This is a genomic window from Billgrantia tianxiuensis (assembly GCF_009834345.1).
In the GTDB taxonomy this organism is placed as follows: Bacteria; Pseudomonadota; Gammaproteobacteria; order Pseudomonadales; family Halomonadaceae; genus Halomonas; species Halomonas tianxiuensis.
This window is the reverse complement of sequence record NZ_CP035042.1, coordinates 3660038-3674467: the sequence shown is the minus strand read 5'-3', so window position 1 is coordinate 3674467 and position 14430 is coordinate 3660038. Positions and strand designations below refer to the sequence as shown.

Genomic DNA, 14430 nt, shown 5'->3' with positions numbered 1-14430 from the left:
GGATAGACAAATTTCATGACTGACCAGATCCAGCGTTTCCTGTTCGAGCGCACCAACGTGCGTGGCGAGATCGTTACCCTTCAGCGTACCTATGGTGAGGTACTGGACCGTCATGGCTACCCGCCTGCCGTCAACCGCCTGTTGGGGGAGCTGCTGGCAGCGGTGGCGCTGCTCACCGATACCGTCAAGCTCGACGGCATTCTCAGCATTGAGGTGCGCGGCCAGGGCGAGCTCTCGCTGCTGATGGCCGAGTCCAACCCCGGCGGCGAACTGCGTGCCATTGCCCGCCTGGCGGAAGATGCCACGTTGCCCGAAGGCGAGGCGAATTTCCGCGATCTCGTCGGCGACGGCCATATCGTGATCACGCTCGACCCGCGCGAGGGCAATCGCTACCAGGGCATCGTGGCACTCGACCAGGATAGCCTGGCCGGCTGTCTCGAGGCCTACTTCTCACAGTCCGAGCAGTTGCCCACCCAACTGTGGTTGCGCGCCGATGACGAGCGCGCCGGCGGCTTGCTGCTGCAGCGTTTGCCGGATGAGTCGCAGAACCAGGACGAGGATGCCTGGGAGCGCACCGTGCAACTGGCCCGTACCTTGCGCACCGAGGAATTGCTGGGGCTCGAGCAGCGCGAACTGCTGCACCGGCTCTATCACGAAGAGACGGTGCGGGTCTTCGAGCCCAAGCCGTTGCGCTTCGGCTGCACCTGCTCGCGGGAGCGTATCGGCGATGCCCTGCTCACCCTGGGCGCTGACGAACTGCGTGGCGTGTTGGCCGAGCAGGGTGAGATCGAGACCCAGTGCCACTTCTGCCACACCCGCTATCGTTTCCCGGAAAACGAGATCGAGGCGCTGCTGCATGCCCAGGGTGGGCCGCCGCCGGTGCTGCACTGAACGTTACTGACAGGATGGGCGAGGCGATAAGTCGTCTCGTCCATCGCTGCGCAATGCTGCGGTGCACAAGTTTGATGGGCTTCAACCTGCGGCGATATGTCTCGATGTAGTAGTAAAACTACATGAACTTCGGTCAAAGTTCCCGTTTCCTGACGGCGCCCTTTTTGCCATAATGGCGCCCGCCTAAGGGCCGATCGCCGCATTACAAGACGGCAAGCATCCGCACACGGACGATCGGAAACACAATGCAACGGCGTACGGACGCCTGGCACACGAGAGAGAACCGGCCGCAAGGCCCAGGAAACGACATGACCACATCCCAAGCCGCTCCTCAAGCACACGTCAATCTCAGCAGCGCCGAGCTCATTGAGCGTGCCGTGGCACGCGGAGAAGGCCACCTGGCCGCCAATGGCGCCCTGGTGGTGAACACGGGCCTGCGCACCGGCCGCTCGCCCAAGGACCGCTTCATCGTCGACGAGCCCTCTACCACCGACGAGATCGATTGGGGCAGCGTCAACCGCCCCTTCGATGCCGGTAAGTTCGACGCTCTCTGGGCGCGTGTCGAGGACTATCTAAACAGCGGTGAGCGCTTCGTTTCCGAACTCCACGTGGGCAGCGACCCGACCCACTACCTGCCGGTGCGGGTCACCACCGAGACGGCCTGGCACAACCTGTTCGGTCGTACCATGTTCGTACGTCCCGAAGGCTACAATCCTTCGGCCAAGGCCGAGTGGACGATTCTCAATGCGCCGTTCTTCGTTTGCGAGCCGGATCGTGACGGCACCAACTCCGATGGCTGCGTGATCCTCAACTTCGCCCAGAAGAAAGTGCTGATCGCCGGCATGCGCTACGCTGGCGAGATGAAGAAGGCCATGTTCTCGGTGCAGAACTTCCTGCTGCCGGCCTCCGACGTGCTGCCCATGCACTGCAGTGCCAATGTCGGCGAGGATGGCGAGACTGCGCTGTTCTTTGGCCTGTCAGGTACCGGCAAGACCACGCTCTCCGCCGATCCGGCGCGCTACCTGATCGGCGACGACGAGCACGGCTGGGGTCCCGGCACCGTGTTCAACGTCGAGGGCGGTTGCTACGCCAAGTGTATCGACCTCTCGGCGAAGAACGAGCCGGTGATCTGGAACGCCATCAAGTTCGGTACCGTGCTTGAGAACGTGGTGCTCGACGACCGTCGCGAGCCCGACTACACCGACGACAGCCTGACCCAGAACTCGCGCGCTGCCTATCCGCTGGAGCACGTCGACAAGCGGGTGCCGGAGAACCGTGCCGGCGAGCCCAACGCGATCATCTTCCTGACCTGCGACATGTCCGGCGTGCTGCCGCCGGTGTCGGTGCTGTCCAAGGAAGCGGCTGCCTATCACTTCCTCTCCGGCTACACCGCCAAGGTGGGTTCCACCGAGATGGGCTCCTCCGAAGGCCTCTCGGCGACCTTCTCCACCTGCTTCGGCGCGCCGTTCTTCCCGCGTCCGGCTCGCGTCTACGCCGACCTGCTGATCAAGCGCGTCGAGGCCAAGGACGCCCAGGTCTACCTGGTCAACACCGGCTGGACCGGCGGTTCCTACGGCGAGGGCGGCTCGCGCTTCTCCATTCCCACCACGCGCGCCATCATCAGCGCCATCCAGTCCGGCGTGCTGCGCGAGATCGAGACCAAGCGTATCGAAGGGCTCAACCTGGACGTGCCGGTATCGGTGCCCGGCGTCGACTCGAGCCTGCTCGATCCGCGCGAGACCTGGGAAGACAAGGCTGCCTACGACCGCAAGCGCAGTGACCTGGCGGCCAAGTTCGTCGACAACTTCAAGAAGTTCGAAGGTGTCAGCGAGGCTATCGTCAAGGCCGGGCCCAGCCTGACCTGAGGTGAACCCGCGGTTGCCGCGGCGGTCTGAACGGGGAAGAGGCGCAAGCCTCTTCCCCGTTCGCGTTGTGGGCCTGGCATGTCGGCTGACTGACCAGGTGGGAGGGTCCAATGAAACGACGTCTTTTCCTGGGGCTGCTGGGGTCGGTGGGGCCGCGGGGCTGGTACCCGGCCTCGGCTGGGGATTCCCTAGACTGTCGCTGGAGGCGGCACCCGGTCTCGAGCGCCTCGAGCTGTCACGCGACGAGTGGCGCGAGCGCCTTACGCCCGAGCAGTTCGAGATCCTGCGCGATCATGGCACCGAGCCGCCATTCTCGAGTCCGCTGGACAAGGAGTGGCGCGAAGGCGAGTACCGTTGCGCCGGCTGCGACCTGCTGCTGTTCGAGAGCACCATGAAGTACGACTCCGGCACCGGCTGGCCAAGCTTCTTCGAGCATGTCGAAGGGCATCTGCTCAGCCAGCTTGACTTCAGCCTGCTCTGGCCGCGGCGCGAGTACCACTGCGCCCGCTGTGGTGGCCACCAGGGCCACGTCTTCAGCGACGGACCCGAGCCCACCGGGCTGCGCTGGTGCAACAACGGACTGGCGCTGACCTTCGTGCCGACGACTACCTGAACCCTTCCACGATGTGCCGCGCCAGGCCGTCCACCGCGGGGGACGTTGCCTCGGGTGAGCGCAGCAACACGATGGAGCCGGCCGGCAGCGGCGGGAAGCCGTCCGCCTCGTCGAGAATGCGCATGCCCGGCGTGACCAGGCTCTTCATCAGTGCCGAGACGGCAAGGCCCGCGCCCACCACCGCCTGCAGGGTGGCCAGGCTCGGGCTCGAGTAGGCGATGCGGTACTGACGCCCGGCGCGGGTCAGGGCATTGCAGGCATGGCGCCGGCAGAAGCAGGGCTCTTCGAACAGCGCCAGCGGCAACGGCGACTGACGATGTACGGCATGGCTTTCCGCCACGACCCACACGGTCTCCTCGCGACGCAGGATGGTACCGATCTCCTGGCCTACCTCGCGGGTCACGATGCTCAAGTCGAGGCTGCCCTGCTGGCGCCGAGCAGCTCCGACGAGGGGGCACACTGCACTTCGACGTCGACCAGCGGCCAGGTCTGGGAAAAGGATTTGAGAATCCCGGGCAGGAAGCGCATGACGAAATCGTCGGGCACCCCGATCCGCACCCGGCCGACCATGTCCGGCTTGCGCAGTTTGTTGAGCGCCTCGCCTTGCAGGTCGAGGATGCGGCGGGCATAGCCGAGCAACGTGGTGCCCTCGCTGGTCAGATGCATCTGACGCCCCTGGCGCTCGAACAGCGGGCGTTGGATCACGTCCTCTTCGAGCCGCTTGATCTGCATGCTGACCGCCGACTGGGTGCGGTTGACCGCCTGGGCCGCACGGGTAAAGCCGCCATGATCGACGATGGCGACGAAGGTACGCAGCAACTCATGATCGATGGTATGCAACATGGCGGCTTTCCATCATCTGTGGTGATGTATTGCATAATAACTATTTGTTGGATTGATTCAAGTGGCTCATCGACACTGCCTCCTATCGCCATGAACCGGAGGAAGTTCCCATGAGAGCCGCCAGCTGCAATGACTCTTGCTGTGCCGTAACGGGCAATGAGCGGGAGAGCCATGCCTACTTCTCCCTTCTCGGGACAGGGCTGGCTAGAGTGCGGCACCTGATGCAGCTGCGCCGCGAGCGCAGCCAGCTGCAGACGCTGCCTGACGAGCTGTTGCGAGATGTCGGGCTGACGCGAGAGCAGGCCCAGCGTGAGAGCCGCCGCCATTTCTGGGACGACATCGGCTGGCGTCGCTGATCGCGGCGGCGACGGCGTGGCGTTTGTGGTACCTTGGCGCGATCTTTCGTTGTCGCAATACCAAGGAAGTCATGGACGCCACGACCCGGATCATTTCGCGCCTCGCCGAGGAACTCGCCGTTCGCCCGCAGCAGGTGTCAGCCACCGTGGAACTGCTCGACGGTGGCGCCACCGTGCCCTTCATCGCCCGCTACCGCAAGGAGGTCACCGGTGGGCTCGACGATACCCAACTGCGTAACCTCGACGAACGCCTGCGTTACCTGCGCGAGCTAGAAGAGCGCCGTGCCGCCGTGCTCGCCGCCATCGACGAACAGGGCAAGCTGACCCCGGAGCTCGAGAGGCAGCTCCAGGCCGCCGATACCAAGCAGCGCCTGGAAGATCTCTACCTGCCCTACAAGAAGAAGCGCCGCACCAAGGCTCAGATCGCTCGCGAGGCGGGCCTCGAGCCGCTGGCCGATGCGCTGCTGACCGATCCCACCCTCGACCCCGAGGTAGAAGCGGCCCAGTATCTTCGCCCCGCCGAGGGTGACATCCCGGCCATCGAGGATGCCAAGGCGGCGCTGGACGGCGCGCGTCAGATCCTGATGGAGCGCTTCGCCGAGGACCCCGAACTGGTCGGTGCGTTGCGCGAGCGGCTGTGGAAAGAGGGGGAACTCAGCGCACGGTTGCTCGAAGGCAAGGAGCGTGAAGGCGCCAAGTTCTCCGACTATTTCGAACACGACGAGCCGCTGGCCAAGGTGCCTTCACACCGGGCGCTGGCGATGTTCCGCGGTCGCAACGAGGGTGTGCTGACGCTGGCCATCCGCCTGCCCGGCGAGGACGAGGCGCCGATCCACCCCGCCCAGGTGGCCATCGCCAGGCACTTCGATATTCGTGACGAAGGCCGCGCCGCCGACAAGTGGCTGGCCGACGTGGTGCGCTGGACCTGGCGGGTCAAGCTCTATACCCATCTCGAGACTGAGCTGATGGGACGCCTGCGCGAACGTGCCGAGCTCGAGGCCATCGAGGTCTTCGCCGCCAACCTCAAGGACCTGCTGCTGGCCGCCCCGGCGGGGCAGAAGGCGACGCTGGCCATCGACCCGGGCCTACGCACCGGCTGCAAGGTGGCGGTGGTGGATCCCACCGGCCAGTTCCTCGAGCACGCCACGATCTTTCCTCATGCGCCCCGCAACGCTTGGAACGAGTCCTTGGCCCAGCTCGCCAGGCTGGTGGAAAAGCACGACGTGGCGCTGGTCGCCGTGGGCAACGGCACCGCCAGCCGCGAGACCGACAAGCTGGCCGGCGAGCTGGTCAAGGCCTTCGCCGGACGAAAAGCGCTCTCCAAGGTGATGGTCAGCGAGGCCGGCGCCTCGGTCTACTCGGCTTCCGAATACGCAGCCCGCGAGCTGCCCGAGCTCGACGTCACCATTCGCGGGCGGTCTCCATTGCCCGTCGCCTGCAGGACCCGCTGGCGGAGCTGGTCAAGATCGAGCCCAAGTCCATCGGCGTAGGCCAGTACCAGCATGACGTCTCGCAGCTGCAGCTATCGAAGAGCCTGGAGGCGGTGATCGAGGACTGCGTCAATGCCGTGGGGGTCGACCTCAACACGGCCTCCAGCGCGCTGTTGTCGCGGGTGGCCGGGCTCAATCCGGCGCTGGCCGAAAACATCGTCGCGCGGCGCAACGCCGAGGGTGCCTTCCGTAGCCGCCAGCAGTTGCTCGACGTCAGCCGCCTGGGCCCCAAGACCTTCGAACAGTGCGCGGGCTTCCTGCGCATCATGAATGGCGAGAACCCGCTCGATGCCAGCGCCGTGCACCCCGAGGCCTACCCGGTGGTGGAACGCATCGCCGCTCGCAGCGGTCGCCCGGTAGCCAGCCTGATCGGCGACAGCGCCACACTGAAGGCGGTCAAGCCGGCCGAGTTCGCCGACGAGCGCTTCGGCGTGCCCACCATCAGTGACATTCTCAAGGAACTCGACAAGCCGGGTCGCGACCCGCGCCCCGAGTTCAAGGCCGCCGAATTCCGCGAGGGCGTGGAGACGCTCAAGGACCTGGAGCCGGGCATGATCCTCGAGGGCAGCGTGACCAACGTCACTCACTTCGGGGCCTTCGTCGACATCGGCGTGCACCAGGACGGCCTGGTACACATCTCGGCGCTCTCCGACAAGTTCGTCGAGGATCCGCGCTCGGTGGTCAAGGCCGGCGACATCGTCAAGGTCAAGGTGATGAGCGTGGATCACGAGCGCGCACGGATCGGGCTCTCCATGCGCTTGACCGACCAGCCCGGCGAGGCCGAGGGCGGCAGATCGTCGCGTGCTGGCCAGGGCGAACGGCGCGGCGGCCAGGGCAAGGCACAGCGCAAGGGCACGCCCCGCGAGCAGTCCCAGCCGAACCAGATGGGCGCCCTCGGGGCCGCCCTGCTCAAGGCCAGGAAGGGCAAATCTTGATCCGGGCATAGCACTCGCCATACTCTCGACATCATTCGCATGAGGTTGCCGACGGGCTCGTCGGCAACCTCCGACCGCCACGGGCGGCCGGCACGTTTAGATCGGAAGGCCCGATGAAGGCCTCCAAGACACGGGGTCCACGCCTTGTCTGATTCATATTCTGCCACCGTTTCGCATCTCGCCGGGCTGGCTGCCCGGGGGCGCTTCGGGCGTCTGCGCCGCGGCCTGGAGAAGGAGGGGTTGCGCGTCGATCGCGCGGGGCGTATCGCCTCCACGCCGCATCCCCATGCGCTGGGCTCCAAGCTGACCCATCCGCACATCACCACCGACTATTCCGAGGCGCTGCTGGAGTACATCACGCCGGTCTACTGCCGCCCCGGCGATGCCCTCGACTTCCTCGCCGACCTGCACCGCTTCAGCTATCGCCATCTCGGCGAGGAGCTGATCTGGCCGGCCAGCATGCCGGCCAGGCTCGACGGTAACGACAGCGTGATCATCGCCGATTACGGCAGCTCCAACGTTGGTACCATGAAGCACGTCTACCGCAAGGGGCTGGACGTCCGCTACGGCCGGATCATGCAGGCCATCGCCGGCATCCACTACAACGTCTCGCTGCCCGACGAGCTGTGGGGAGTGCTGCGCGAGCGCGACGGTGCCACACAGATGTCGCTCGACGACTATCGTTCGAGTCGCTACTTCGGCCTGATCCGCAACTTCCGTCGCCACAGCTGGCTGCTGCTCTACCTGTTCGGCGCCTCGCCGGCGCTCGACCGCAGCTTCCTGCCCGAGGGCAACATTCCCGACAAGCTGCATGCGCACGGGCGCGATACCCTGGTGTCGCCCTACGCCACCAGCCTGCGCATGTCCGACCTCGGCTATCAGAACAAGGTGCAGGCGCAGCTCAAGATCTGTTTCAACTCGCTCTCCAACTATGTGGGCACCCTGCGCCACGCCATCTCCACCCCCTGGCCCGCCTACGAGGCGCTGGGGGTCACGGATGGCCGCGACTGGCAGCAGCTCAACGCCAACATCCTGCAGATCGAGAACGAATACTACAGCGATATCCGGCCCAAGCGGGTCACCCGGCACAGCGAAACACCGAGCCAGGCGCTCGAGGCACGCGGCGTTGAGTACATCGAGGTGCGCTGTCTCGATCTCGACCCCTTCCTGCCGCTGGGCATCGATGAGCCGCGCCTGCGCTTCATCGATGCCTTCATGATGTGGTGCCTGCTCTCCGAGAGCCCCTGGATCCCCGACGAAGAGTGTGATCGACTGGACGACAACCGACGCCTGGTCGTCGAGCGCGGCCGCGATCCCGAACTCCGGCTGGTCCAGGATGGGCGGCAGCGCTCCGTGGCCGACTGGGGCGGCGAAATCCTCGGCGAAATCGCCCAGGTGGCCGATCTGCTCGACTCCCTGGAGGAGGGAGCGCCCCACGCGGACGCCGTGGCGGCCTTCCAGCCCTGGCTCGAGGATCCGTCGTTGACGCCATCCGGTCGGCTGTTGGCGCGGCTCGAGGAGACCGGCGAGGAGTTCCTCGAGGCCATCCTCGCCATTGCCGGAGAGCATGCCGAGCGGTTCCGCCAGGAAGCCATCGATTCGGCGCGTGCAGCGACCTTCGAGCAGATGGTCGAGACCTCGCATCAGCAGCAGCGCGACATCGAGACTGCCGATACCCAGCGCTTCGATGAGTTCCTCGATCACTACTTTGCCAGTGCCAGCGAGCCTCGGGTCGCCATGGCCAGCCAGGGAGCCGTCCGATGAGCGGAACGAGACTGCAACGCCTCTCCGTGCGCCAGTGGAGTCTGGCCGGACTGGCCTTCTGCGCCCTGATGATGGCCGTCGCCCTGGGCCTGGAGCACATCGGCGGGCTCGAGCCCTGCCCGCTGTGCATCTTCCAGCGGGTCGCCGTGCTGGCCGCGGCGGCCGTGTTCGCCGTCGCGGCGATCCATAACCCGCATGGACGTATCGGCGCAGCCCTCTACGGTGGACTGTCGCTGGCCGCAGTGCTGGGCGGTATCGGTGTGGCCTGGCGTCACCTGTGGCTGCAGTCGTTGCCGCCGGACCAGGTGCCGAGCTGCGGTCCCGGTCTCGACTACATGATGGACATCCTGCCCATGCGTGACGTGGTCGCCATGGTGTTATCCGGCTCCGGTGAGTGCGCCGAGATCGATTTCCTGCTGCTGGGTATCTCGCTGCCTGGCTGGACCCTGATCGGCTTCGTCGTACTCTCCCTGGCGCCGCTGGGAATCCTGCTGGGCGCCTTTCGCCAGTGCCGCTCGAGCCTGAACGGTAGCCACCGCCCGGCGTGACCGGGGCGAAATGACAAAACAAGAACAAGGAAACGCATGCTCTACCGCGACTTCGCCACCCAAGAAGCGATCGACCGTGAGTACGACCCCATGCGCGGTCGCGATCCGGCCATGCTGCTGGCCGACTGGCAGGCTCGCAGCGAAGCGGTTCGGAAGCGTTTGCGTGTATCCCAGGACGTCGCCTACGGGCCGACACTCGCCGAACGCATGGATGTCTACCACGCCGAGGGCGAGGGGGCGCCGCTGCACCTGTTCTTCCACGGGGGCTACTGGCGCTCGCTGGGTCACCGTGAGTTCGGTTTCGTTGCCGAGGGTCTGGTAGCGGCGGGCATCAGCGTGGCGGTGGTCAATTACGCGCTGTGCCCCAAGGTGGCATTCGGCGAACTGGTGAGGCAGGCGCGTGCCGCCGTGGCATGGTCGTATCGCAATGGCGCCTCGCTAGGCGTCGATGCGTCGCGCCTGAGCGTTTCCGGCCACTCCGCCGGCGGGCATCTCGCTGCCATGCTGCTGGCCACCGACTGGACGGAGGAGTACGGCCTGCCCGCCGAGATGATCAAGGGGGCGCTATGCATCAGCGGACTCTACGATCTGCGTCCTTTTCCCTGGTCGTGGCTGCAGCCCAAGCTGCAGCTCACCGGCCGCGACGTCAACGACTACAGCCCGCTGTTCCTGCCCTGCCGGGTGCCCGCAGCGGTGCAACTGGTGGCGGGCGAAGAGGAGTCCACCGAGTTTGCCCGCCAGTTGCACGCTCACGCCGAACACCTCGAGGCCCATGGTGTGGCGGTCAGCCATGAGCTCACGCCTGGCGACGATCACTTCTCGATCCTGGATCACTACGCGCCGGGCGGGCGCTTCGTTCAGCGTATCGCGGCCTTTCATGGTCTCTGATCAGGCCTCAGGCAGTACTGCTGTGGCCTCGATCTCCACCTTCGCCCGATCCTCGATCAAGTCGGCCACCTGCACCATGGTCATGGCCGGGAAGTGCTTGCCCATCACTTCGCGATAGGCTGCACCCACCTCCTTGAGCCGGGCCAGGTACTCCTGCTTGTCGGTGACGTACCAGGTCAGCCGCACCACGTGCTCAGGGCCGGCGCCGGCCTCGTTGAGTACCTCGACGATGTTGGCCAGCGCCTGGTGAACCTGGGCGACGAAGTCGTCGCTCTCGAATACCTGGGCGCCGTTCCAGCCGATTTGGCCGCCGACGAAGATCGTGCGGCCGGAGGCGAGCACGCCGTTGGCGTAGCCCACGGCGGCCTTCCAGTGGGAGGGGTGGAGAAGCTCGTGCAAGACGGGGTCGTTCATCGGGTTATCCTTGTTGGCAGTCCTTGGCGAAATAAGTGCGCATGGCCTCGGGCCAGGGCAGGGGGCGGCCGCTTTCCAGGTCGACGTAGACCAAGGTCGAGTCGCAGGTCAGGCGTGGCTCGCCGCTGCAGTGGGCCACGGTGCGCAGGGTCAGGCTGGTGCGGCCGACGTCACGTAGCGTCAGTTCGAAGGTGAGCGTGTCGCCCAGTCGACTGGGGGCATGAAAGTCGGTCTCGATATGTGCCGTGGGCACGCCAGTGCGGGCTTCCACGTGGAGCCGGTTGAAGTCGTGACCGACCCGCTCGGCGAAATAGTCCTCGACCACCGAGTTGAGCATCTCGTAGTAGCGCGGGTAGAAGACGATTCCCGCCGGGTCGCAGTGCTGGAAACGCACCTTGCGCTGGGTCGTGAACGGCATGGTGGATTCCTCTCAAACGCCCAGGTAACGGTCGCGCAGGGCGTCGTCGAGCGCATCGGGCTCGCCCGTCCACACCGTGCGCCCCTTCTCCAGAATGGTGCAGCGGTCGGCCACCGGCAGCAGCTCGGTCAGCGACTTGTCGACGATCAGCGTGGACTGGCCCTGGGCCTTCAGCTCGCGGATGGCGGCCCAGATCTCCTGGCGGATCACTGGGGCGAGGCCTTCGGTAGCCTCGTCGAGCACCAGCAAGCGGGGATTGGTCATCAGCGCGCGACCGATGGCAAGCATCTGCTGCTCGCCGCCGGAGAGGGTTCGTGCCATCTGGGTGCGCCGTTCGGCCAGCCGGGGGAACAGCGCCTCCACGCGTTCGAGGCTCCAGAGGCCTGGACGTGCAGTGACTAACAGGTTCTCGCGCACCGAGAGGTTGGGAAAACAGCGGCGCCCCTCGGGAACGAGCCCGAGCCCGGCCTGGGCGATGCGATACGAGGGCAGGCGGCGCAGATCGTGGGACTCGAAGGTGATGCTGCCGCTGCGCGCCGGGGTCAGGCCGAAGATGGAGCGGATGGTGGTGGTCTTGCCCATGCCGTTGCGTCCCATCAGCGCCACCATTTCGCCCGGCTGGACGCTGAGGTCGACGCCGAACAAAGCCTGGGATGGGCCGTAGAAGGTTTCAATGGCGGTGACGTTGAGCATCTCAGTCCCCCAGGTAGGCTTCGCGGACTTGCGGGTTGGCGCGGATCGCCGCGCTGTCGCCGTGGGCGATCACGCCGCCGGCCACCAGCACCGAGATGCGATCGGCCAGGCGGAACACGGCGTCCATGTCGTGCTCGATCAGCAGGATCGGCACCTCGTGCTTGAGCGCTTCGAGCAGCTCGGTGAGACGCGCCGAGCCTTCCGGGCCGAGCCCGGCCATGGGCTCGTCGAGCAGCAGTGCGCGCGGCTTGAGTGCCAGGGCACAGGCCACCTCCACCTGGCGTCGCTCGCCGTGGGAGAGCTCGGCCACCGGCGTGTCGGTGCGATGCGTCAGCGCCATGCGCTCCAGAGCCTCCATGGCCGGCGCCAGCAGGCGCTCGTCGTGGTGCACCGGCTTCCAGAAGCGGAAGCTGTGCCCCTGCAGTGCCTGCACGGCGATCATCACATTGCGCTTCACCGTCAGCGGCTCGGCCAGCGACGAGACCTGGAAGCTGCGGCCCAGCCCCAGCCGGGCCCGCTGGGCCACGCTGAGGGAGGTGATGTCGCGGCCGGCCAGCACGATCCTGCCGGCGTCGGGCTTCAGGTTGCCGGCGATCTGGCCGATCAGGGTCGACTTGCCGGCGCCGTTGGGACCGATCAGCGCATGAATCTCGCCCGGGTACAGGTCCAGCGAGACGTCGCGGGTGGCCTGCAGGGCGCCGAAGCGCTTGTTGAGGTTGGCAAGCGTCAGCACGGCGTCACTCATGGCGTTCCCTCCCGGCCAGCCAGCCCATCACGCCATGCTTGGCGAACAGCACCACGAACAGCAGCACCAGGCCGAGGAACAGTTTCCAGTACTCGGTCAGCCCGCCCAGCAGGGTCTCCATCATCACGAACAGGATGGCGCCGGCCAGCGGTCCGTAGAGCCGCCCCACGCCGCCGAGTATCACGATCACCATCAGCTCGCCGGACATGTGCCAGCTCAGCATGGTGGGGCTGACGAAGCCGTTGAGATCGGCGTAGAGCGCCCCGGCGAGCCCGGTGATCATCGCCGAGATGACGAAGGCCACCAGGCGGATGGGGTAGGGGGCGATGCCGGCGGTGGCCAGTCGCGTGTCGTTGAGCCGGGCCATGGTCAGGGCGGCGCCGAAGCGCGACTTCATGATGCGCGAGGTGAGCGCGAGCGACAGCACCAGGCCGCCGAAGCAGATCAGGAAGAAGGTCAGGGCATCGTTGGTATCGATGATCGGCAACGAATTGCGCAGGTAGATCGGCAGGCCGTCCTCGCCGCCGTAGGTGGGCCAGGAGTTGGCGAAATAGTAGATCATCTGGGCGAAGGCCAGGGTGATCATGATGAAGTAGACCCCGGTAGTGCGCAGCGAGATGGCGCCGATGACCAGCGCCAGCAGGCCGCACAGCAGGATCGCCGCGAGCCAGATCGCCAGCATGCTGTCGCTGCCGGGGAGGGCGACCGGCCAGCCGATCACTGGGGTGAAATCGAAGGCGTGATAGGCGCTGATGCCGGCCACGTAGCCGCCCAGGCCGAAGTAGGCGGCATGACCGAAGCTCACCATGCCGCCGTAGCCGATGGCCAGGTTGAGGCCCACCGCCGCCATGGCGACCAGGGTGATGCGCGAGGCCAGGTTGACGTAGTAGATGTGTCCCAGGAAATAGGCCGCCAGCGGGACCAGCAGCAGCACGGCGAGCAGGCCGATCTGCACCAGTCCCTTGCGGTCATGCCAGCTGGCCGCAGGCGCCGGCAGGCCGGGCTGGGGAGCGAGGGTCGGGGTGTCGGACTTATTCATTGGCGGCAAACAGTCCCTTGGGTTTGAAGGCGAGAATCACGGCCATCAGGATGTAGATCAGCATGGCGGCAATGGCCGAGCCGACGCCGGCGGCCTCGGAGGGGCTCATGAACTGGCGGAAGAACAGCGGCAGGAAGACCCGCCCCAGGGTATCCACCACGCCGACCAGGATGGCGCCATACAGCGCCCCTTTGATCGAGCCGATGCCGCCGATCACGATCACCACGAAGGCGAGAATCAGCACCGGCTCGCCCATGCCCACCTGGACCGATTGCAGGGCGCCGACCAAGGCTCCGGCGAGGCCAGCCAGTGCCGCGCCCATGGCAAACACCAGGGTGTACAAGCGGGCGATATTGACGCCCAGTGCACCGATCATCTCGCGATCGCTCTCGCCAGCGCGAATGCGCATGCCGAGCCGCGTGCGAGTGATCAGGAAATACATGCCGACCGCCACGGCCACGCCCACGGCGATGAGCACCAGGCGATAGATGGGATAGCGCAGCCCGCCGGGCAGCGTGACCGAGCCCGACAGCAGTGCCGGAGGGTTGAGCCATAGCGGCGAGGAGCCGAACAGCCAGCGAGTGCCCTCGGAGAAGATCAGGATCAGGGCGAAGGTAGCCAGCACCTGGTCGAGGTGCGGGCGATGGTAGAGGCGACGTATCACGATCAGCTCCACCAGCGCACCGACCGCGGCAGCCGCGGCCAGACCGGCAGCCAGGCCAATGAAGAAAGAGCCAGTGGCGGCGGTGACCGAAGCCGTGGCATAGGCACCGACCATGTAGAAGGAGCCGTGCGCCAGGTTGATCAGCCCCATCACGCCGAACACCAGGGTCAGGCCGCTGGCCATGAGAAACAGCATGGTGCCGAGCTGAAGGCCGTTGATGAGCTGTTCGATGAGTAGTGTCATAAGATCGTCATCGCGGGGTGG

14 protein-coding genes and 2 pseudogenes are annotated in these 14430 nt (G+C 66.0%); 8 read left to right on the top strand and 8 right to left on the bottom strand.

Going from position 1 to position 14430, the window contains the following annotated elements; translation table 11 throughout:
* The first annotated feature begins 15 nt into the window (after positions 1-15).
* The 3 genes and pseudogenes from hslO to msrB all read left to right on the top strand — a co-directional run bounded on the left by hslO (position 16) and on the right by msrB (position 3369).
* Positions 16-891, top strand: a complete 876-nt coding sequence (gene hslO / locus EKK97_RS17160) for an Hsp33 family molecular chaperone HslO (RefSeq protein ID WP_159553716.1) — start codon at positions 16-18, stop codon at positions 889-891.
* A gap of 308 nt (positions 892-1199) precedes the next feature.
* Entirely contained in the window at positions 1200-2756 is a 1557-nt protein-coding gene (locus EKK97_RS17155) for a phosphoenolpyruvate carboxykinase (protein WP_159553714.1), read from the top strand.
* Positions 2757-2866: 110 nt separating this feature from the next.
* Positions 2867-3369: pseudogene (gene msrB, locus EKK97_RS17150) on the top strand (peptide-methionine (R)-S-oxide reductase MsrB).
* Here msrB and EKK97_RS26285 read toward each other — a convergent pair.
* Positions 3362-3772 carry a LysR substrate-binding domain-containing protein gene (locus tag EKK97_RS26285; RefSeq protein ID WP_479688644.1) on the bottom strand — a complete coding sequence of 137 codons (411 nt, stop codon included), beginning with the start codon at positions 3770-3772 and terminating at the stop codon, positions 3362-3364. The pseudogene msrB and the gene EKK97_RS26285 overlap by 8 nt on opposite strands.
* A 5-nt stretch (positions 3773-3777) precedes the next feature.
* The gene (locus EKK97_RS26280) at positions 3778-4212 is read right to left on the bottom strand and encodes a LysR family transcriptional regulator (RefSeq protein WP_479688632.1); all 435 of its coding nucleotides are present in this window, start codon (positions 4210-4212) and stop codon (positions 3778-3780) included.
* A 110-nt stretch (positions 4213-4322) separates the two neighbouring features.
* On the opposite strand from EKK97_RS26280, the gene EKK97_RS17140 reads away from it, so the two are divergent.
* From EKK97_RS17140 to EKK97_RS17120, 5 genes and pseudogenes are all read left to right on the top strand, one after another.
* Complete coding sequence (locus EKK97_RS17140; protein ID WP_159553710.1) at positions 4323-4568, top strand: DUF1127 domain-containing protein; 246 nt, start codon at positions 4323-4325, stop codon at positions 4566-4568.
* Positions 4569-4639: 71 nt separating this feature from the next.
* Positions 4640-6993, top strand: a pseudogene (locus EKK97_RS17135) (Tex family protein).
* A 144-nt stretch (positions 6994-7137) separates the two neighbouring features.
* Positions 7138-8757 (top strand): glutamate--cysteine ligase, encoded by a 1620-nt coding sequence (gshA, locus tag EKK97_RS17130; protein ID WP_159553708.1) that lies wholly within the window; start codon positions 7138-7140, stop codon positions 8755-8757.
* A complete protein-coding gene (locus tag EKK97_RS17125; RefSeq protein ID WP_159553706.1) occupies positions 8754-9305 on the top strand; it encodes a disulfide bond formation protein B in 552 nt (183 codons plus the stop codon). The genes gshA and EKK97_RS17125 overlap by 4 nt, the downstream gene beginning before the upstream one ends.
* 36 nt (positions 9306-9341) lie before the next feature.
* Entirely contained in the window at positions 9342-10193 is an 852-nt protein-coding gene (locus tag EKK97_RS17120) for an alpha/beta hydrolase (protein WP_159553704.1), read from the top strand.
* Here EKK97_RS17120 and EKK97_RS17115 read toward each other — a convergent pair whose 3' ends face one another.
* The 6 genes from EKK97_RS17115 to EKK97_RS17090 are packed head-to-tail and all read right to left on the bottom strand — an operon-like array spanning position 10194 to position 14409.
* Positions 10194-10607 (bottom strand): RidA family protein, encoded by a 414-nt coding sequence (locus tag EKK97_RS17115; protein WP_159553702.1) that lies wholly within the window; start codon positions 10605-10607, stop codon positions 10194-10196.
* 4 nt (positions 10608-10611) lie between these two features.
* Positions 10612-11025, bottom strand: a complete 414-nt coding sequence (locus EKK97_RS17110; RefSeq protein WP_159553700.1) for an acyl-CoA thioesterase — start codon at positions 11023-11025, stop codon at positions 10612-10614.
* A 12-nt stretch (positions 11026-11037) separates the two neighbouring features.
* Positions 11038-11718, bottom strand: coding sequence for an ABC transporter ATP-binding protein (locus tag EKK97_RS17105; protein WP_159553698.1), 681 nt, complete (start codon positions 11716-11718; stop codon positions 11038-11040).
* A 1-nt stretch (position 11719) separates the two neighbouring features.
* Positions 11720-12463 carry an ABC transporter ATP-binding protein gene (locus tag EKK97_RS17100; protein ID WP_159553696.1) on the bottom strand — a complete coding sequence of 248 codons (744 nt, stop codon included), beginning with the start codon at positions 12461-12463 and terminating at the stop codon, positions 11720-11722.
* Positions 12456-13502, bottom strand: a complete 1047-nt coding sequence (locus EKK97_RS17095; protein ID WP_159553694.1) for a branched-chain amino acid ABC transporter permease — start codon at positions 13500-13502, stop codon at positions 12456-12458. The genes EKK97_RS17100 and EKK97_RS17095 overlap by 8 nt, the downstream gene beginning before the upstream one ends.
* Positions 13495-14409 (bottom strand): branched-chain amino acid ABC transporter permease, encoded by a 915-nt coding sequence (locus EKK97_RS17090; protein WP_159553692.1) that lies wholly within the window; start codon positions 14407-14409, stop codon positions 13495-13497. The genes EKK97_RS17095 and EKK97_RS17090 overlap by 8 nt, the downstream gene beginning before the upstream one ends.
* Positions 14410-14430: the final 21 nt, after the last annotated feature.